Origin of the sequence: Streptomyces sp. NPDC001568, from assembly GCF_042893755.1 — a bacterium.
Lineage (GTDB): Bacteria > Actinomycetota > Actinomycetes > Streptomycetales > Streptomycetaceae > Streptomyces.
On record NZ_JBIAVF010000002.1, the window covers coordinates 44,877 to 63,759 of the forward strand.

General features: G+C 74.1%; 20 protein-coding genes. 10 read left to right on the forward strand and 10 right to left on the reverse strand.

From position 1 onward, the window contains the following. The first annotated feature begins 205 nt into the window (after positions 1–205). Complete coding sequence (locus ACFY0I_RS03250) at positions 206–1,039, forward strand: YhjD/YihY/BrkB family envelope integrity protein (protein ID WP_388889438.1); 834 nt, start codon at positions 206–208, stop codon at positions 1,037–1,039. A gap of 41 nt (positions 1,040–1,080) precedes the next feature. On the opposite strand, the gene ACFY0I_RS03255 is transcribed toward ACFY0I_RS03250, so the two are convergent. Further along, complete coding sequence (locus ACFY0I_RS03255; protein WP_388889442.1) at positions 1,081–1,572, reverse strand: flavin reductase family protein; 492 nt, start codon at positions 1,570–1,572, stop codon at positions 1,081–1,083. A gap of 96 nt (positions 1,573–1,668) precedes the next feature. Then, positions 1,669–2,193 carry a MepB family protein gene (locus tag ACFY0I_RS03260; RefSeq protein ID WP_388889445.1) on the reverse strand — a complete coding sequence of 175 codons (525 nt, stop codon included), beginning with the start codon at positions 2,191–2,193 and terminating at the stop codon, positions 1,669–1,671. A 226-nt stretch (positions 2,194–2,419) separates the two neighbouring features. Here ACFY0I_RS03260 and ACFY0I_RS03265 point away from each other — a divergent pair, with 226 nt between their 5' ends. Then, entirely contained in the window at positions 2,420–2,875 is a 456-nt protein-coding gene (locus tag ACFY0I_RS03265) for a GNAT family N-acetyltransferase (RefSeq protein ID WP_388889448.1), read from the forward strand. Here ACFY0I_RS03265 and ACFY0I_RS03270 read toward each other — a convergent pair. After that, the gene (locus ACFY0I_RS03270) at positions 2,851–7,539 is read right to left on the reverse strand and encodes a HEAT repeat domain-containing protein (protein WP_388889451.1); all 4,689 of its coding nucleotides are present in this window, start codon (positions 7,537–7,539) and stop codon (positions 2,851–2,853) included. The genes ACFY0I_RS03265 and ACFY0I_RS03270 overlap by 25 nt on opposite strands. Before the next feature lie 83 nt (positions 7,540–7,622). Continuing rightward, complete coding sequence (locus tag ACFY0I_RS03275; RefSeq protein ID WP_388889454.1) at positions 7,623–8,690, reverse strand: saccharopine dehydrogenase family protein; 1,068 nt, start codon at positions 8,688–8,690, stop codon at positions 7,623–7,625. Positions 8,691–8,805: 115 nt separating this feature from the next. On the opposite strand from ACFY0I_RS03275, the gene ACFY0I_RS03280 reads away from it, so the two are divergent. Then, complete coding sequence (locus ACFY0I_RS03280) at positions 8,806–9,762, forward strand: helix-turn-helix domain-containing protein (protein WP_388889456.1); 957 nt, start codon at positions 8,806–8,808, stop codon at positions 9,760–9,762. A gap of 70 nt (positions 9,763–9,832) precedes the next feature. Here the strand turns inward: ACFY0I_RS03280 and ACFY0I_RS03285 are convergent, their stop codons facing one another. After that, positions 9,833–10,660 carry an alpha/beta fold hydrolase gene (locus ACFY0I_RS03285; protein WP_388889459.1) on the reverse strand — a complete coding sequence of 276 codons (828 nt, stop codon included), beginning with the start codon at positions 10,658–10,660 and terminating at the stop codon, positions 9,833–9,835. 78 nt (positions 10,661–10,738) lie between these two features. Between ACFY0I_RS03285 and ACFY0I_RS03290 the strand changes: the two genes are divergently transcribed. Beyond that, positions 10,739–11,356: a sigma-70 family RNA polymerase sigma factor gene (locus tag ACFY0I_RS03290; RefSeq protein WP_388889462.1), complete on the forward strand. Its 618-nt coding sequence runs from the start codon at positions 10,739–10,741 to the stop codon at positions 11,354–11,356. Positions 11,357–11,376: 20 nt separating this feature from the next. Here ACFY0I_RS03290 and ACFY0I_RS03295 read toward each other — a convergent pair whose 3' ends face one another. Both ACFY0I_RS03295 and ACFY0I_RS03300 read right to left on the reverse strand, forming a co-directional pair. Further along, positions 11,377–11,676: a DUF4190 domain-containing protein gene (locus tag ACFY0I_RS03295; RefSeq protein WP_388889465.1), complete on the reverse strand. Its 300-nt coding sequence runs from the start codon at positions 11,674–11,676 to the stop codon at positions 11,377–11,379. Beyond that, positions 11,676–11,861: a hypothetical protein gene (locus ACFY0I_RS03300; RefSeq protein WP_388889468.1), complete on the reverse strand. Its 186-nt coding sequence runs from the start codon at positions 11,859–11,861 to the stop codon at positions 11,676–11,678. Before ACFY0I_RS03300 ends, ACFY0I_RS03295 begins: the two co-directional genes overlap by 1 nt. 100 nt (positions 11,862–11,961) lie before the next feature. Between ACFY0I_RS03300 and ACFY0I_RS03305 the strand changes: the two genes are divergently transcribed. Further along, on the forward strand, positions 11,962–12,585 hold the full coding sequence (locus tag ACFY0I_RS03305; protein ID WP_388889471.1) for a TetR family transcriptional regulator: 624 nt from the start codon (positions 11,962–11,964) through the stop codon (positions 12,583–12,585). 46 nt (positions 12,586–12,631) lie between these two features. Here ACFY0I_RS03305 and ACFY0I_RS03310 read toward each other — a convergent pair whose 3' ends face one another. After that, positions 12,632–12,814, reverse strand: a complete 183-nt coding sequence (locus ACFY0I_RS03310) for a hypothetical protein (protein ID WP_388889474.1) — start codon at positions 12,812–12,814, stop codon at positions 12,632–12,634. Between the two features lie 196 nt (positions 12,815–13,010). On the opposite strand from ACFY0I_RS03310, the gene ACFY0I_RS03315 reads away from it, so the two are divergent. After that, positions 13,011–14,105 (forward strand): helix-turn-helix transcriptional regulator, encoded by a 1,095-nt coding sequence (locus ACFY0I_RS03315; RefSeq protein WP_388889476.1) that lies wholly within the window; start codon positions 13,011–13,013, stop codon positions 14,103–14,105. Here the strand turns inward: ACFY0I_RS03315 and ACFY0I_RS03320 are convergent. Further along, positions 14,096–15,055, reverse strand: coding sequence for an SDR family oxidoreductase (locus ACFY0I_RS03320; RefSeq protein ID WP_388889479.1), 960 nt, complete (start codon positions 15,053–15,055; stop codon positions 14,096–14,098). The genes ACFY0I_RS03315 and ACFY0I_RS03320 overlap by 10 nt on opposite strands. 149 nt (positions 15,056–15,204) lie before the next feature. Next, positions 15,205–15,327, reverse strand: a complete 123-nt coding sequence (locus tag ACFY0I_RS03325) for a hypothetical protein (protein WP_388889482.1) — start codon at positions 15,325–15,327, stop codon at positions 15,205–15,207. 122 nt (positions 15,328–15,449) lie between these two features. On the opposite strand from ACFY0I_RS03325, the gene ACFY0I_RS03330 reads away from it, so the two are divergent. The 4 genes from ACFY0I_RS03330 to ACFY0I_RS03345 all read left to right on the forward strand — a co-directional run bounded on the left by ACFY0I_RS03330 (position 15,450) and on the right by ACFY0I_RS03345 (position 18,880). After that, positions 15,450–15,635, forward strand: coding sequence for a hypothetical protein (locus ACFY0I_RS03330; RefSeq protein WP_388889484.1), 186 nt, complete (start codon positions 15,450–15,452; stop codon positions 15,633–15,635). Positions 15,636–15,732: 97 nt separating this feature from the next. Beyond that, on the forward strand, positions 15,733–15,996 hold the full coding sequence (locus ACFY0I_RS03335) for a hypothetical protein (RefSeq protein ID WP_388889487.1): 264 nt from the start codon (positions 15,733–15,735) through the stop codon (positions 15,994–15,996). Between the two features lie 98 nt (positions 15,997–16,094). Next, positions 16,095–18,341, forward strand: a complete 2,247-nt coding sequence (locus ACFY0I_RS03340) for a heavy metal translocating P-type ATPase (RefSeq protein ID WP_388890629.1) — start codon at positions 16,095–16,097, stop codon at positions 18,339–18,341. Next, positions 18,338–18,880: a copper chaperone PCu(A)C gene (locus ACFY0I_RS03345; RefSeq protein ID WP_388889490.1), complete on the forward strand. Its 543-nt coding sequence runs from the start codon at positions 18,338–18,340 to the stop codon at positions 18,878–18,880. Before ACFY0I_RS03340 ends, ACFY0I_RS03345 begins: the two co-directional genes overlap by 4 nt. Positions 18,881–18,883 lie beyond the last annotated feature (3 nt).

Consider the following 18,883-nt stretch of genomic DNA (forward strand, 5'->3'; position numbering starts at 1 on the left):
CGGCGCCGCGACCGGCCCTCGGGTGCCGCTGTCCCCGGGCCCGGACGCGGAACCCGCCCCCAGCGCTCGGGGCGGTGGAGTTCCCCACCGGGAAGTCCTACCGTGGGAGCAGCAGCAGCTGGAGCGGCCATGCACCTCACGCCGACCTGCCGGCGCCGAGCCGTCGGGTCCCTCGCACCGGGGTCCCGGGGCGCCCCCGACCGACATGATCAGGGGTGAGGGGCCCCGGCAGCCGTCCCTCGTCGGCCGGATCCGCAGTGCGGTCCGCCGGACGCGGGCCGGACGCCATTGGGGGCGGGTCCGGGAGCTGGACCTGTGGCAGCGCTCGCTGGGGTTCGCCGCACTCGGGTTCCTGACGCTGGTACCGCTGCTGATCGTCGTGTCGGCGGCGGACACCGCCGGCGGGCGGGGGTTCGCCCAGTGGCTCGGGGACGGACTCGGGGTCTCCGAGCCCGCCACCCTGGAGATCGAGCGGCTCTTCGCCCTCCCCGGTCAGGCGTGGCGGACCACCACGGCGTTCGGTCTCGCCCTGCTCGCGGTCTTCGGCCTGTCCTTCGGCACGGTGCTGCAGAGCGGCTACGAAACGATCTGGGACCTGCCGCCGGCGCGGTGGTGGGCCCGGTGGCGGCACGTCCTGTGGCTGGCGGCGCTGATCGGGGTGCTCTACCTGTCGGCGTTCACCCCGTCGTGGCTCGACTCCCCCGCCCGCGGCTTCGCCGGCGTCCTGATCGGCACCCTGTTCTTCTGGTGGTCCCAGCGGCTGCTGCTGGCCGGTCGGGTTCCCTGGAGGGCTCTGCTGCCCGGCGCGGTGGCCACCATGTTCGGCCTGTTCGGGCTGCGGGTCTTCTCCCGGCTCGTCTTCTCACCGCTGATCGCGTCCGGCGCCGTGACGTACGGCCCGTTCGGCACCGTCCTCGTCATCCAGTCCTGGCTCGTCGGCATCGGCGTCGTCGTCTTCGGCGGCGCGCTCCTCGGTCGGCTGCTCCACGACGAGTTGAAGCGCCCCGCGAGGTCGAAGAGGTCGACGGGGCCCATGTAGCCGGCGGGGCGGCGGTGCCCGAGGGCGGGGCCGGGATCCGGTCAGGCGGGGTGGCCGGGGTCGATGTCCTTCACGTCGCCGTGGCGCAGCAGGGCCGGCGCGGTCGGGGCCGGTGCGGACACCTCGGTGGGCGACAGGAGGAACCCGACGTGGTCTCCCCCGTCGTGTCGTGACTCGATGCGGCCGACGAACCAACCGCACGCGCCGGCCAGGAGGGGGCTCCCGTCGGCGCTGGGTCGCCAGTCGACCCGGGCGAACTTGTCGACCGCGTCGCCCGTCTCGCCGGCGAACAGCTCCGCGAGCGACCGCTGGTCGTGGTCCAGGACGTGCACCGCCAGGTGGGAGGCGCCGCGGGCCACGCGGTACGTGTGGTTGAGCGTGGACAGCCACACCATGAACCTCGGTGGCCGGATCGAGCACTGCGAGGCGAAGCCCACCAGGCACCCGGACCGCTCGCCCGCCGAGGCGACGGTGACCACGTACACGGGGCCGTCCAGGACCTCGGCGAACGCGTCGAGTCGCGTCTCCGCCATGATCGATCCCTTCGTCCGCTCCGCCCCCGCCGGGCGACGCCTACCCCGCTCATCGCCGCCGAACCCCGGCGGTGTGAGAGGCGGCCGGGCACACGGCTACGGGTGGTAGAGGCTCCGGGCGCGTGCCGTGTCGACGGAGCCGGGCTCCCCGAGATCCAGGAAGTGGTCGACCTGCCAGCTCCGGGTGTTTCCGGCCTGGCGGTTGGCCGTCGTCACCCACGGCGGGTAGACGCGGAACCCGCGCTTCCCGCCGGCGCCGTTCCGCGACATGACGCCCCGCTCGCACAGCACCTCGCGGGGGAAGACGAACTGTCCGAAGCGGGCACCCTCCCGGCTGCTGATGACGAAGAGGTCGACCCCGTCGTCGGCGTCGAAGGGGCGGATCGGGCCTTCGAGGGACCGCTGCCACACGGTGACGAACTGGCCGACCTTCGTCGGGGTGGTCCTGGCCACGCGGAACCTGACCGCCAGCCCGTCGAGGGTGAACGCGTGGGCCGCGTACTCGGTGCCTTCCGGTTCGGTGATCGGCTGCGAGCAGGTGAAGCCGCCGGGGTCGTACACCCGTGACTTCGTCTGCGCCAGGTCATCATGAAGCCCTGTCCAGGGTTGGTTCGACGGCATCCCCACATCCTGTCATCCGGTTGCCGCGGCGTCGCCCGAGCCCCTGACCGCCCGGTAGGGCCGAAGGCACCCCGTGGCGGAGCCGTCACCTGTCCATGCGGGTGCCTCTGCGGGCCGCCTTTCGACACCGCGGCGCATCCGGCGGCGCACCGGTTGCAGGATGATCGATTGCCCGTACCGAAAGCGGAGCACGTGCCCCGCGTCGTCCGACCATGGAGTCCCGCAGATGCCGCAGATCACCGTCCGAGCCGTCCGACCCGAGGATTTCGCGCAGTGGCGTGCCCTGTACCGCGGGTACGCGGACTTCTACCGGGTGGAGCAGACCGATGGGGCGGCCCGGACGGTCTGGGCGTGGGTGAACGACCCGGGCCACGAGGTCGAGGCGCTCGTCGCCGAGGACGCCGAGGGACGACTGCTCGGCCTCGCCCACTTCCGTCCGTACGCCCGGCCGTTGTCGGCGACCGTGGGCGGCTTCCTCGACGATCTTTTCGTGGCGCCCGAGCACCGCGGTTCGGGCGCCGTCGACCTGCTGCTCGGCGCCCTCCGCGAGATCGCCGCCGAGCGCGGCTGGAGCGTGGTGCGGTGGATCACCGCCGACGACAACCACCGGGCGCGGTCGAAGTACGACCAGGTCGCCACCCGGACCATGTGGGTCACCTACGACATGGCTCCCGGCGTCTGATCCCCGGCGGTCGTGATCCGGTCGAGCACCCGCGCGTAGCGGGGCCGTTTGTCGGGCCGGACATGGACGACCGCGTGCCGCAGGGCGGGGACCGCCGGCCCACCCATGGCGACCAGCCCGTCGGCCGCGGCCTTGCGCACGAGGGGATGGGCGTGCTCCAGCAACCTGGTCACGGTGGGGATCGCGGGTACCCACCTCGCGTGGCAGAGCGCGCGGATCGCGGTGCGCACCAGGTCCGGTTGGGGGTCGTCCAACAGGATCGAGGTGTGGTGGAGGTGGGTCGGTCGGTCCAGCAGGGCCCGCGAGGTCCGGTGCGCGCGGATCCGGACCCCGGGCTTGGGATGACGCAGCAACTCACCGATCAGATCGCGCAGTTCGGGGTCCTGGTCGGCGTCCGGACCGCTGTGTTCCTCGGCCAGTCGCGTGAGCGCTCGACGAATGCGTACCGGGTCCCCGGTGCGGGCCAGGGCCAACAGCTCCTGTCGGGACGGGGGTTGGGGCCTCCCGGTCGACATGGCCCCGGCGGCGCCCCGGTCGCGGAGCGCGGCCGACGTGGCGAGGTCCTGGCGTGCGCAGTCCGGGGGGCGCAGCGGACCGTCGACGAGGAGCAGTCCGTCCGCGAGCTCGTCCCGGCCCTCGGCGCGCAGGCGTAGGCAGGTCCGCGTCAGCGCGGGGGTGCGCAGCAGGGGGCGTCCGACGAGCAGGTCGAGGTGTCCCCGGGCACCGGCGTCGATGCGGGCCCGGAGGCGTTCGGCCAGTGCGTCGGCGGGGACCCGGCGCAGGGCCAGGCCGGCGGCGGCGCTGCCGGCCGGTGGGTCGGACTCCCACCATTCGAGCAGCAGCGGGACCAGCGGTTCGAGGTGCTCCGGATCGAGCCGGCCCGCCGCGAGGGCAACCCTGTCGTGCAGGATGCCGTCCGCGCGGAGTTCGGTTTCGTCGATGCTGTGCAGGGTGCGGGCGAGGTCGGCGCCGACGGGTACGTCGATGTCGCCGCGCAGGAACGCCCGGAGCACGGCCCGCCCGGCTTCGGGCTCGGGCCAGTCCAGGAGCGCCGAGGCCGCGGCGCTCCGGCGGTCCGGGGCGGGTGCCCGGAGCATGGCCAACAGTCGCTCCCGCAGGGCGGTCGACCGGGGCTGGTCGAGGTCGTCGATGTGCACGGTGCGGGGTCTCGGGGCCGGAGCGTGAACGGTCTCGGTGATGGTCCAGGGTGGTGCGTCGAGGGGCTGGAGGGCCGTCATCCAGTCGATGAGGGCGGCGCGGGTTTCGGGGCCGGCGGAGCCGTGCATGTCGATCAGTGCGGTCAGGCGGTCCCCGGAGCCCGGGACGTCGTCCTGTTCCCGCGGGCGGCCGGAGCCTCGGAATTCCTCCAGGCCGGCGGGTGTGCGCGCGGCGACGGCCAGCGCGGCGTGCCACGCCCGGGTCCGGGAGGCGGCTGCGGCATCGGCCTCCGCATCGGCGGTGGTGGGCCCGGCGTCCGCGGCGCGCCGCGCGGTGGTGAACGCGTCCCGCAGCACGGCGGTCTCGGCCCGCAAGGGGTCGGCTGCCGACCGGGCCGAGGCGAGGGCCCGATCGAGGTCGGCGCGGACCAGTACGGCGCCGAGGCCGCGCAGGAGCGGCAGGGTGGACCGGCTCGCCCCGGGTACGACGGACAGTGCGCGGACGGCTTCGACGACGGCCGGCCTGTCGAGCGCCGGCAGGAACGGCGCGACCGCTTCCACCACCGCGATGAGGCCGTCCCGGTCCGCGGGACCGGCCTCGGCCAGAGCGTCGAGGAGGACGCCGACGCACCGGGTGAAGGCCGCCAGCTCGTCCGGCGTCCACGGTGCGGGGCAGAGCCGGAGCGTGAGCCGCAGTACGCCGACCCGGTTCGTGGGTTCGGATCCGGCGAGGCGGAGCAAGTCCGCCAGCATGGGCCGCAGCCCCCACAACCGGGTGGGGTGCGGCAGCTCGCTCCTGCCCGCGATGTCGAGCGCGACGAACGGATCCCACCCCTCACTCCGCAACCGGTCGATGTCGGGGTCCACCCGCCGGCCCGAGGCCGTCCTCGGTGCGGCGGGCCTGCTGATCCCGTGCTGGGTCATGGCCGTCGAAAGTTCCTCGACCGTGCCGGACGCGAGGGTGAGCCGGCCGTCCGCGACCAGGGCGAGCAGGGAAGGTGCGAGCGGTGACACCTGGTCGTGCAGGGCAAGGACCGAGCGTGCCGACAGGTCGCCCTCGAGTGCTTCCAAAAGCCGTTCGCGACCGCGGGCGCCCTCGCCCTGTTCGGCGGCGGCGAGGACGGTCGCCGGGTACGCGGCGCCGAGGATGGCGCGCAGCGCCTCCACGAGCGCGCGGCGCAGGCCCGGATTGTCGTGGCGTCCGAGCGTACGGAGCAGTGCGGGCACCGCGTCGGCTGTTCCCGTGCGCACCAGGACCTCGGCGGCGGTCTTCCTGACGTTCATGTTCGGGTGGTCGAGGCATGCGGCGATCGCGGTGGAGGCCCATCGGGCCCGCGCGTGCCCGAGGGCGCACAGGGCCTGCCGGACGGTCTGGATGTCCCGGGCGGCGGTCAGCGCGATCAGGGACGCCGACAACGCCTGCGCGTCGTGCCCGTCGGCATCGCGGGCGAGGAGGGCGATGACGTGCTTGCGTACGTGGCGGTCCCGGTGGCGCAGCAGGTGGTGCACCCGCGCCCGGGTGCCCGCGTAGGGGGCGCGGAGCAGGAGTTCGCACAGGATGGCCTGCTCGGCGCCCGCCAGTCCGGGCCGGTCCAGCAGGTCCAGTGCCATCGTCGCGACGAGTGCGTGTCCGGCCTCCCGGGCGTTCGCCGCGTCGAGGAGGCAGGACGGCCTGATCCGTCCCCGGTCGTGCAGGCGGTGGCCCAGGCCGTGGACGGCGTCCAGGATCTCCTGGGGTACGACCGGTTCTCCGGCCCGCTCACCGTGCTCGGGGCGCGGGACTTCGCTCGCTCCGGGTTCCGCGGAGGCCGCCAGTTCGGTCACGATGCGCAGGAGCAGGTCGGCGAGGGCGGGCAGGGTGGCGGCGCTGCCGTGGGCGGCCAGTCGACACAGCGAGGCCACCGGCTCGTCCGGGTCCAAATGGGAGCTCAGGAGCGCCAGCTCCTGCTCGTCCGGGCCTCCGAGGTCCGCCGCGACGCGTGCCGGGAGATCGGTGGGATCGAGGCGGACGAGGAGGGCGCGCCGCTGCGCCGGTTCGTGGGTGAGGTGCCACAGCACTTCGAGGGCGCGGTTGCGGACGGTGCGCAGGTGCGGCGCGATCACGCCCGCGCCGTCCTGCGCGCTCAGACCGAGCCCTTCGCGCAGCGCCGTCACCGTACGGTGGCCGCCGATGGCCTCCAGTGCGTGCAGGGCCGCTGCGGGCGAGGTCGGCAGGAGGGCGATCACGGCGGCCTCGGCGTCGGTGTGGCGCACGGCACGGATCGCGTGGAGGAAGGGTTCGGGTGCGGGCGCCGAGGCGAGGAGCCGGGTGATGGCGTCCCCGATCGGAAGCTCGGCCGTCCCCTGTCCCGCCAGTGCCACCAACAGGGCTAGCCGGCGGGGCCAGTTCTGGTCGTCGGGAGCCGCGTCCACGAGTGCCCGGCACATCGCCTGTCGGCAGGTGAACAGGATCGTCGCCACCTGTTGGGGCGGGATCGAGTGGTCGGCCAGCGCCAGGTCGATGATGGACGGGACGTGCGGCACGTCGGGGAAGTGCCCGCGCCGGTGGAGCCCGCGCAGGCAGGTCAGCGCGGGGCCGCCGAACAGGAGCGGATCGCGTGCGGCGACGGCCGTCAACGCGCCGATGTCACCGCGGTCCGCCAGGTCTCCGAGCAGTTCCATCCCGCGCCGGCGAAGCACCGGCGGCGACTGCGCGTCCTCGATGACCCGCCACAGCAGGTCGCTGTGTCCGTGGTGGGCCGCGACCACGAGCGCGGCGGCGGCCGCCTCGGGTCGTGCGGCCATCGGTTCGGCGGCGAGGAAGGAGGACAGGAGGCCGGCGGGCAGGCTCTGCGACAGCGCCCAGGGCTGGGCGAGTTCGTCCAGTGCCGCGACGACGACGGTCGCGCTGCCGGAGCCGAGCAAGCCGATCACGTGCTCGCGGACCAGGGCGGGAGCCAACAGTCCGGCGTGCAGTCCCTCCCGGGCCAGCCGCAGCGCCGCGGCGTGCAGTTCGGGGTCGCGGGTGGCCAGCAGCTCGCCGACGAGGTGCTCCGGCCGGCGGGCTGCGGTGGCCGTCGTGTCCCGAACGGCCTGGTGGAGCAGCTCGCTCGGCGGCTCATGGCGGAGCACGGTCGGTTCGTTCAGCAGTTCGGCGCGCAGCCAGGCGATCCGTACCCGCGCCGGCAGCTCAGCCGTACGCCATGACGGCCGCCGGGTCGCCGGGAGGTGCGGCCACAGTCGTTCGTGGAGCCGCGCCAGGACGAGGGCGGCCTCCGGCGGTCCGTCGACCTCCACGGGCAGCAGCTCCGCGAGCTCGGCCGCCTCGGGTCCGCCGCCCGTCCCGCCGGAGGTGACGCGCTCGGCGAGCAGTACCAGCCCCAGGTGCCGCAGGTGCGGATCCTCGTGCCGTACGAGGGGCCCGAAGGCGGCCGGCGGGCAGAGTCGCGGGTCGAGGTCGCCGGTCGGCCGACTGAAGTCGGCTCGGCGCACCGCGTCGTGGAGGGGTTCGTCCGCCGGCGTGATCATCGTCGGATGCTAGCCGGGCGGGCCGGGCCCCACCAGCGAGATTCAGGGTGCCTCGGGCGTCTCGCAGGGCGGGAAGTAGACGATCAACGCGGCTCGTGCGCGACCGCCCGCTCGTCCCCGAGCAGTTCGAACGTGATGTGCGGGGCCAGGGCGCGGAGGAAGGCGGGTGCGTCGAAGATCGCGCCGGCGGAGGCGACGCCGACCGTCCTGGTCCGGCCCGTGAGGACCCGGTGGAGCGCTTCCACCGCGAGGGGCGCGCTGACGGCGTAGATGTCCCGGCCCGTCGCGACGGCACGTCGTTCCTCGCCGCCCGAGCGGACGACGGCGTCGACGAGGAACGTCTGCGCGGATCGCCCGTGCGCGTCGACCGCGGCCGGCGCCGGTGTTCCCGGAGCCGCCAGGTCCCGCGCCGCCTCGACCGTCATGTAGGTGCGCACCTCGGGGATGGCCAGGTGACTGGGGACGGTGACGACGTCCGCCATGGTGAACTCCCCGATCACGGGCCGGACGCCCATCGGCTCGGGGAAGGCCCACTCCAGGCTCGGCGCGGTGTCGTCGCGGTACTCCAACCGCCCGTTGCCGAACACGACGCGCCGGCCGTCCCGGCGCTCGCGGGACACCGTGCCCGCGGTGCGGGTCCCGGCGGTGGGGTGCCAACCACTGAGCCCGTACGCGACGTGCGCCTCGTCGGCCGTCGCCCAATCGCCCATCGCCGCGGTGACGAGCAGGTCGCCGAGGCCGCCGAAGAAGGCCATCGCGGGGACGACGGCGATTCCCGCGGCGGTGGCCCGGTCCGCGAAGTGCGCGAACGTGTCGAGGTTGGCCTCGATCTCGGCGGCCACGTCCACGTACGGGATCCCGGCGCGCAGCGCTGCCTCGATCAGCGGGGCGGCGGTCGTGGCGAAGGGCCCCGCGCAGTTGATCACGGCGGCGGCTCCGGCCAGCGCCCGGTCGAGGGCGGCCGGGTCGTCGACCGCTGCCGGCCGGACGTCGACGTCCGGCCCGGGGGTGGACGCCGCGAGGGCGCGCAGCTTGTCCGCGTCACGTCCGGTGAGGATCGGGACGAATCCCCGGTCCAGCAACTCCGCCACCACGAAGCGTCCGGTGTGCCCGTAGGCGCCGAACACCGCAACCGTGTGACTCGATCCCATCGCGTTCTCCCACTGTCTCGCTCACCCGATACCGCTTGTTCAACCGTCAACATCCTCTCTCCGCCGATGATCCGCCGCCAGTGTCCGGAACGCCATGGGCCGTACACTTTCGGACATGGACACTGTCGCGCTGGCCGTCACCGACGGGATGCTGCACTTCGAACTCTCCGTGGCCTACGAGGTCTTCGGCGCCGACGCCGCCGGCGCGGCCGACCCCGCGTACGACGTCCTGGTGTGCGGACCGGGCCCGGTCCGGTTCGGCAGGTTCCGGCTGGAGCCGGACCACGGACTCGACCGACTCGCCCGCGCGGACACGGTGATCGTCCCCGGCTGGGCCGACGTCGACGTGGATCCGCCCGCCGACCTGGTCGACGCGGTCCGCGCCGCCCACGAGGCGGGTGCGCGGGTGGCCTCCCTGTGCACGGGAGCGTTCGTCCTGGCCGCCGCGGGGCTGCTGGACGGACGCCGCGCGACCACGCACTGGGCGCACACCCGGGTCCTGGCATCCCGCCATCCCCGCGTCGAGGTCGATCCGGACGTGCTCTACGTGGACAGCGGTAGGGTCCTCACCTCCGCCGGCAAGGCCGCCGCGATGGACCTGTGCCTCCATCTGATCCGCCTCGACCACGGTTCGGCGGTCGCCAACAAGGTCGCCCGGCGGCTGGTCGTACCCCCTCACCGGGCCGGCGGTCAGGCCCAGTTCGTCACCGCCCCGGTACCCGCTCAGGAGGATCACCCGCTGACCGAGCTGCTCCCGTGGGCGGTCGAACGGCTCGACCGTCCCCTGACGGTGGAGGACCTCGCCCGCCGGGCCCGGATGAGCTCGCGCAACCTGGGCCGCCACTTCAGGGTGGCGACCGGGACGACCCCGCTCCAGTGGTTGTTGACCCAACGCATCCGTCGCGCCCAGGAGTTGTTGGAGACCACCGACGAGAGCGTCGACGCCATCGCGGAGTCGACCGGCATGGGCACCGCCACGACGCTGCGCCGGCACTTCAACCGTACGGTCGGCGTCCCTCCGGACACCTACCGCCGCACCTTCCGCGCGCGCAGCCGAGCGGCCGACGCCTGATGGTGTCGGTGCGAAAGCCCGCGCACCGCGCACCGCGGCTGCGGCCACGGAGTTCGGCGCCGGTGGGGCGTCAGCCGAGGAACTTCGACACGGTCGCGGCGAATCGGTCGGGGTCGTCGATCCAGGGGTAGTGGCCCGCTCCGGGTTGCTCGACGAGTTCGACGTCGGGAAAGAGCGCCGCGAATGCGGCCATTGCCGCAGGCGGGCTGTTCAGGTCGTACTCCCCCGCGAGCACCAACGTGGGAATCGCGCAGCCGGCGAGGGCCTCGCGCGTCTCCTTCGGGGTGAAGGCCCCGTCGGCGCCGAAGCCGGCGACGGCCTCCGCGTTGCCCGGCCGGGCGGCCTCATGGTGCTCGCGCGCCTCGGCGTCCCAGCGACCGTGGAAGAAGGGGGCGACGGCCTCCCAGTCGCCGTCGGCGCCACGGGTGATCGCCTCCAGGGCGGCGAAGGCGGCGGGAAACCAGGGCTCGTTCGTCCGGCGCCGGGCCAGTTCCCGGCGCATCTCCCCGGTGACGGGGATGTCGACCGCCCGGGTGCCGGGGGTGATCAGGGCGAGCCTGCCGACGCCCGTCGGGTACCGGACCGCGTACTGAACCGCCAGGTTCGCGCCGGCGGAGTGGCCGAGGAGATCCGTCCGGCGCAGGCCCAGGTGGTCGCGCAGGGCCTCCACGTCGTCGACCAGGCGGTCGCAGCGGTAGGAGGACGTGTCGTCGGGGACGGCGGATCGGCCGGTGCCGCGAAGGTCCGGCAGGATCAGCAGGCGCCGGGCGGACAGGCCGCCGAGCTCGCCGAGGTAGCGGGAGTCCGCCGGGCCTCCCGGGAGGCAGAGGAGCGGCTCCCCTTCGCCGTGCGTGCGGTAGGCGAGGCGGGTTCCGTCAGGAGCGGTGAAGGTGGGCATGGCCTTGGATACTGCCGGCCATAACCAGGTTGTACAACCAGGTTATGGAGCGGCGGTGCCGGGGTGTATAACCGACCCATGGAAGGCGAAACGCACCCTCACCGGCCCCCGCGGCCGGCTCCCCGCCCCGAGGCCCTGACCGAGCAGCAGGCCGAGAGCATGCTCGCCGAGATGAACGAGGTCATCCGCGCCGGAGAGGACATGCGCAAACTGCGCTCCGAGATGATCAAACTGTTCGTCGACTTCGGCTGGACCCAGGACAAGATCGCCCGCCTCACGGACATGAGTCAGCCGGCGGTGTCCAAGCAGGTGACCAAGTACGCGGCGGACGAGCCGCGTCCCACCATGGACCTCGACCTCGACCAGCACGACGCCCCGTGGCTGGAAGGCCGCCTGTGGGGACTCGCCGAGGACATCGCGGAGACCTTCGAAGCGGCGCGCTGCGCCCGGCACGTCCACGCCATCGCCCGCGGCAGGAAGCGCTTCACGCCCGAGAGCGTGGACGAGTTGCGACGCCTCCTCGAAGCGGACCTGGCGCTCCACCGGCCGCGATCCTCCGGCGCGCACCAGGCCGCGTACGACGAGATCGCCCGCGGCCTCGACGTCCCCTCACGGTCCGCTTCCCCCGGAGCCGCCCCGGTGCGGCGGGCGCTCGCGCGTCAGGTCCAGCGCGACCGGCTCAGGAACGGCGCCTGACGCACACCGGGCGCGGCGGCTCAGGTCAGGCTCCAGGACCAGGTGCCGTCGGCGGTGACGAGGCAGGCCAGAATCACGAGGTCGGCGACGCCCAGGGCGATGCCCAGCCGGGCACGGCCGGGCCGCGCGGTCTTCCGCCACAGCGCGAGGGAGCCGAGGACGACGGCGGTCGGCCCGAGGACGAGGTTCAGGACGAGGAGCCCGGCCAGGCCGAGGACGAACGCGGTGACGGCCATCGCGTCGGCGTCACGCGTGCCGGGGCGCTTACGGGTGCGGGTACGGGCCGGGGCCTCGACCGCGGATCGCGTGTCCGTGTCCATCACAGGCCTCCTCGACCGTGGTCGGCGCGTCCGTGCCGGCGGCCCGACAGGCGTTCGCGTGCGGCGAAGAGGGCGAGCCAGGCGGCGATCGCGAGGCCCGCGGCCAGGCTGACCGGCACCGGCACGTGGGCCACGGCTCCCAGGGCGACACCCATGACGAGCAGTGCGGCTACGAGGAAGAGCACGAGAGTTCCTCCTACTTTGAGGTAACAGTTGTCAACTGACTACCCAGTACAGTACGACTCATGCCGGCGGACCGCGAGTGTGACGCGGTTGACTGATGCCATGAGCCAGAACACCGGTGTCCGCGAGGCCCAACGCCGCCGCACCCGACGCGCCCTGCTCGACGCGGCGTTGTCGCAGTTGGAGGAGCAGAGCCTCAGCAGCCTCGGGCTCAGGGAGGTGACGAGGGCCGCCGGAGTCACCCCCACCGCCTTCTACCGCCACTTCCGGGGGATGGACGAGCTCGGGATCGCGCTCGTCGAGGAGGCGTTGGCCAGCCTGCACGAGACGGTGCGGGACATCCTCGACTCGACGGGGGACGCGGACGAGCGCGGCGACGCCGCGGTGCGCCTGATCGCCGAGTTGGTCCGCACTCGGCCGGCGCACGTGCGCTTCCTCGTGCGCGAGAGGCACGGTGGGGTCACGACCGTACGGGAAGCCATCGCGGGGCAACTGGACGCCTTCGCCGGCGAGATCGGCTCCGCGCTCGCGACCGACCCGGTCAGCGCGGGCTGGGATGCCGACGACCTGACGATGCTGTCCAGGCTGCTGGTGGACCACATGTTCATGACGGCCTCGGCGTGCCTGACCGCGTCACTGCGCGGCGAGGACTGGGCGACCGTCACCGGCACCGCCCGCAGTCAGCTCCGGCTGATCCACAACGGGCGCGTGCACTGGGAGGGCTGACGGCTTCAGGTCCCGCCCGGGCGATGGCCGGGACGGGACCCGTTCGCTACGCCGCTGCCGCCTCCGCCGCGTCCGTGTCGGCGACGACGAGGAAGGCGTCCCGCTCCAGGTCCATCACGACGCTCGCCCGCTCGCCCCGCGACCGGCAGCGGGCCGCGTACTCCTCCGCCGGCCAGCTGCCGTACGGATCACCGGCGGGAAAGGACTCCAACACCTTCGCACGGCGCACCGCCGCCACCTCCTCAGCAACCGACCGTCACTACCGCCCGTTTGCCCTCGCCCGCCCGACCCATGCGCCCTGCCGCGCACACGCGCTCGGCTCTCGCGCATCCCGTCATGCCGCGGCGGCGGTCATCCGGCAGGCGGTCGCGCCGAGCCCACGGGTCGACGGTCCCCCGGGACCCCGGGTCGTCGATCATGGGGGCATGCGCGCCGCCCGCCTCATCCGCATGGCCCTGCTCGTCCAGTCGAGTCCCGGCCTGACCGCCGCCGCCCTCGCCCGGGAGCTGGAGGTCTCCGAACGCACCGTGATCCGCGACGCCCAGGCCCTGCAGGAGGCGGGTGTCCCCATCCGCTCCGAGCGCGGCCGGTCGGGTGGCTACCACCTGGCGCCGGGCCACCGGACCCGGCTCACCACGCTCCACCCCACCGAGGCGGAGACCCTCTACCTCTCCGGCCTGCCTTCGGCCCTGCGCGATCTCGGGCTGTCCGACGCCGCGGACACCGCACGGTTGAAGCTGTCGGCCACCATGCTGCCGTCCCTGCGCGCGGCGGCCGAGTCCTCGGCGCACCGCTTCCACCTCGACGCGCCCGCCTGGTTCCGCGAGCCGTCCGCACCGGAACTGCTCCCGGAGCTGGCCCGCGCCGTGTGGTCCGACCGCCCCGTCGAGCTGACCTACGCCCGGCCGGGCCGGGACGACGCACCGCCCCGTAGGGTGACCCGCCTGCTGGAGCCGTACGGGCTCGTCCTGAAGGCGGGGGTCTGGTACGTCGTGGGCCGCGTCCCGGACGAGGGCGACGGCTTCGGCGCGGGTCGGAGCGGCGGCGCCTGGCGCACCTACCGCGTCGACCGCGTCACGGCGCTCGCCGCGCCCTCCCGAACCGCCGGCGACGACGATCCGGGGGCGCCCTTCGTCCGCGACCCGTCCTTCGACCTGGCCGCGCACTGGCAGGCCCACTCCGCCGGGTTCGCCCGGGCACTGTTGCGCGCGACCGTCACCCTGCGTCTGAGCGAACGCGGGCTGCGCCGGCTGCCCGCGGTGGCGGACCCGGCGGGCATCTGCGAGGCCCTCGGCTCCGCGGGCGCACCCGACCCGGCCGGGCGCGTCACGCTCGACCTGCCGGTGGAGTCCGAGGACGTCGCCTTCGCCACGCTGGCCGAACTGGGCGCGGAGGCGGAGGTACTGGCCCCGGAGGGCCTACGGGCCCGCTTCCGCGAGCGCGCGCGGGCCCTCGGCGACCTGTACGCGGCGGATCCAGCGGATCCCGAAGGCCCCGAAGGCCCCGAGGCTCAGCGGTAGTCGTCGGGCGAGCCGTTCTTGCCGCCGTACACGACGTCCTCGAAGTACCCCCAGGCATCGGGCCGGCTGCCGTCCACGTCGTGCACGCCGTAGGTCCTGGCGAGCTCCGCGCTGGAGGTGGACTTCCCGTTCCAGCGGGCGGCCCGGTCCGGGTCGGCGGCGAGCGCGGCGACGGCGCGCGCGAGGTAGTGCGGTGATTCGGCGATGCCGAAGGCAGGCTCCCGGGCGACGGCGTCGCGCCAGTTCTCCTCGGTCACGCCGAAGTGGGTGAGCATCTGCTCGGAGCGCAGGAAGCCGGGAGTGACGGCGACCGCCGTGCCCCCGTACTCCGCGATTTCCTCGCCCAGCCCGAAGGCGATGCGGATCGGGGCGTTCTTGGCGAGGTCGTAGTAGAGGTTCTCGCGGTAACGACGGTTGGACACCGCGGTGCCGTCGGTGACCTCCACGTGCAGCGGTGCGTCCGAGCGGATCAGGAGCGGCAGCAGGAGCGCCGCGGTGATCACGTGCGAGCGGACACCGAGTTCGAGGATCCGCAGCCCGTCGGCGAGCGGCGTCTCCCAGCTCTTCTTGCCGAAGACCGACTCGGACAGGAGGTGTTCGCCGCCCCAAAGGTCATTGACGAGGATGTCGAGCCGTCCCTGTTCGCGGTCGATCCGTTCGACGAGGGCGCGCACCCGGTCCACGTCCAGGTGGTCGGTGGGGACGGCGATGCCCGCACCGCCCGCCGCCGTGACCAGTTCCGCGGTCTCCTCGATGGTCTCGGTGGTCCGGCCGACCTCGCTGACGTGCTCGCGGGTGGTGCGGCCGGTGACGTAGACGGTGGCGCCGGCGCGGCCGAGTTCTATGGCGAGCGCCCGTCCCGCTCCGCGGGTGGCGCCGGCGACGAGCGCGATCCGCCCGGTGAGCGGGCCCGGGCCGTTGGTGTGCTGGGTTTCCGTGTGATGCTGCATGTCTTCACCGTGCACGCCAAAGGTGACAGTTCATGTCACCCTTTTCGGGCCGTCCTGCGACACCTTCGTCACACCCGCCGCGGTGCGCGTGGCGGAGCGGATGCCCGGCCGGGTGGTCGACGCCGGCCGGGCACCCGGTTCGGGACGCCTCACGAGGCGTCGTAGGGATCCTCCGCGCCGTCCTCGGGATCGTCGAGGGGAAGATCGTCGTCGTCGCGACGTCGGGCGTCGTCGATGACGTCGTCGGTGAGCGCGTCGTGCGTGCCGCCCATCGGACTCTCCTTGGTGCGCCGGTGGTCCAGACCTCCAAGCTGACACGGAAAGTCACAGGGCGCACACTGGGACGACACCCGGAGTGACACTCGGGCCTCCCCGCCTCCCCAAGGAGCACAGCGTGCCGGAACGACAGCAGTACGAGCACCCCACCGCCATCACCGTCGTCCTGCCCGGCGACACCCGTGCCGTCACCCTCCGGCTGCCCCGCGAGGCGGGCCGCGACGGGCGGCCGCTCGCCGCCGGCGACTACTGGTTCAACGCCGATCCCGCCGCCGCGGCCGTCGACGGCCGCATCACCGGCTGAACATCCGCGGGAACTCCTCGCCGGCGTAGGACGACCACCTCCCCGGAGCCCATCGGGTGGGGGCTCCGCGTTCGTATCCTCGAAGCAGGGAACGTCGATGGCCGAAGAGCAACTGTCCGCAGCCGGAGCCCGGGTGTCCGCCTACCTCCGACGGTGGGCGCCACCAGCGGCGTTGACCGGGTTCGTCCTGCTGCTGCTCGCCGTCTTCGCCCTGTCCTACGGGGTCGGGACGGCCGCCGGCCCCGTGGCGCCGGGCATCCGACCGGACCGCACCGGCACCCCCGGGAGCTCCGTCCCGCACGAAGGCGACATGGGCGCCGAGGGCGCGGCCGGTACGGGCTCCGGCGGCGGTGCGCGGTGACGGCGAAACCGGCACGTACGGCGGAGGCGGCGCCGGGCGCGGAGTCCGCGGAAGCGACGAGCACCGCCCCGTTGACCACCGACCTGGTCATCGGGGGCATGACCTGCGCCGCCTGCGTGAGTCGGGTGGAGAAGAGGCTGGCCCGGCTCGACGGCGTGACCGCTACGGTCAACCTCGCCACGGGGAGGGGCCGTTTGCGGCACCCCGCGCACGTCACCGTCGAGGAGCTGGTGGCCGCCGTGGAGCGTGCCGGGTACACGGCGGAGCCGGTGGCGCCCGTAGCGCCGCCCGACAGCCGCGCGAGCACCGACACCGGCAGCGACGGCGACAGCACCGACGACCCCGCGCGCGCCGAGCGCGAGCGGCTGCTGATCACCGCCGCGCTCTGCCTGCCCGTACTCGTCCTGTCGATGGTGCCCGCCCTCCAGTTCCGTTCCTGGCAGTGGCTGTGTCTGGTGCTGGCCGCCCCGGTGGCGGTGTGGAGTTCCTGGCCCTTCCACCGGCGGGCGGCGCGCGGGTTGCGGCACTCCGCGGCCACCATGGACACGCTGGTCTCCCTCGGCGTCCTCGCGTCGTTCGGCTGGTCCCTGTACGCGCTGTTCCTGGGCGGTGCGGGCGATCCGGACATGCGCATGCCGTTCACCCTCCTTCCCTCGGCGGGGTCCGAGGTCGCCCACGTCTACCTCGAAGCGGCGGTCGGCGTCCCCCTCTTCGTCCTCCTCGGTCGCCACCTCGAGGCGCGCGCCCGGCACGGCACGAGTGCGGCCCTGCGGGCCCTGGCGGGGCTCGCCGCCAAGGACGTGATCGTCCGTGAGGGCGGCGCGGAGCACAGGCGGCCGATCGAAGCGCTCCTGCGCGGCCAGGAGTTCGTCGTCCGGCCCGGTGAACGGGTCGCCACCGACGGGGTGGTGGTGTCGGGGAACTCCGCCCTGGACCTCTCGCTGGTGACCGGGGAGAGCGACCCCGTCGAGGTGGGCCCGGGCCGGGCGGTGGTCGGTGGCGCCGTCAACGCGGGCGGGTTGCTCCTCGTCCGCGCCACCGCGGTCGGCGCCGACACCCGGCTCGCCCGGATCACGCGGTTGGTCACCGAAGCGCAGGCGGGCAAGGCGCGCGCCCAGCGCCTGGCCGACACGGTGGCGGGCGTCTTCGTCCCGGCCGTGCTCGCCCTGGCCGCCACGGTCCTCGGGTTCTGGCTCGGTGCGGGCGCCGATCCGCAGGCGGCCGTCACCGCGGCGGTGGCGGTCCTCGTCGTCGCCTGCCCGTGCGCGCTGGGCCTGGCCACGCCGACCGCGCTGATGGCCGCCACCGGTCGGGGCGCCCGGCTCGGCATCCTGGTCAGGGGACCGCGGGCACTGGAGGCCCTGCGGCACGTCGACGTGATCGTCCTGGACAAGACGGGCACCCTGACCTCAGGCCGGCTCTCCGTCGTACGAGTGACGCCGGCCGCCGGCGGTGCCGATCGGGACGAGATCGTCCGGCTGGCCGGGGCGGTGGAGCAGGGGTCCGAGCATCCGCTGGGCCGCGCGGTGCTCTCGTACGCGCGGCGTGTGCTGCCCGGGGGCCGACTGCCGGAGGTCACCGGCTTCCTGGCCACCCCCGGCGCCGGAGTCACCGGAGTCGTGGAGGGCCGCCGGGTCGAGGTGTGCGCCCCGGGCGACGGCCTGCCCGACGCCCTGGCGGCGGCTCTGGCCGAGGCGGAGGCCGCCGCGCTGACCCCCGTCCTGGTCCGGGTGGACGGCGTCGACGAGGCCCTCATCGCGTTGGGCGACGTCCTGCGCCCCGGCAGCCGCCGGGCCGTCGACGGGCTGCGGGCGCTCGGTGTGGAACCGGTCCTGGCCACCGGCGACCGCGAGGCCGCCGCGCGCGCCGTCGCCGCGGCGCTCGGCATCACGCAGGTGCACGCCGGCTGCTCCCCGGAGGGCAAGGCGGCGCTGGTGCGGGAGTTGAAGGGGCGGGGCCGCCGGGTCGCCGTGCTCGGGGACGGCGTCAACGACGCCGCGGCGCTGGCGGAGGCCGATCTGGGGATCGCGATGGGCACCGGCACGGACGCCGCCATCGGGGCGGCCGACGTGACGCTCGTACGGGGCGACGTCGAGGTGGTCGCCACCGCGGTCCGGTTGGCCCGCAGCACGCTGGCGACGATCCGCCTCAACCTCGTCTGGGCGTTCGGCTACAACGCGGTCACCCTCCCGCTGGCGGCCGTGGGGTGGCTGGGTCCGATGGTGGCGGCCGCCGCCATGTCCGCCAGTTCGCTGCTCGTCGTGGCCAACAGCCTGCGCCTGCGGGCCTGGCGGCCCGCGCCGAACCGCTGGGTGGCCCCCGTACGAAAGGTCTTGGGACGATGACCGACTCCCCCGGCTCGACCCCGGCGACGGACGGGCGGCCGAGCGGACGGCGACGCGTGCGCGAGGGTCTGATCGCGGCCGTCGTCCCCGTGACGGCCTGTCTGACGGCCCTGGTCGGCCTGACGGTGTGGACCACGGCGGGGGCCGCGGGCGGCCCGCCACGGATCGAGCCCGGCGTCGGACACCTGCTGCTCCCCCGGGCCGACGAGGAACGCACCACCGCGGTGTTCAGGATCACGAACACCGGTGATGCCGACGACCAGTTGCTCTCCGTGACCTCCCCGGCCGCCGAGGAGGCCGTGCTGAACCGCCACGAGCGGGCCGGCGCGGGGACGGGCGAGCGGGCCGGCGCGACGCGCCCGGTGGCTTCGGTGACCGTCCCGGCGCGCGGCACCCTGACCATGACGCCGACCTCCCTGGACCTGGCGGTGAAGGTGCGGACCCGGCTGCGGGAGGGGGACACCGTTCCGTTCGTCCTGCACTTCCGGCGCAGCGGTGCGGTGGCCGCCACGGCATTCGTGGTGCCGTCGGACAGCTGAACC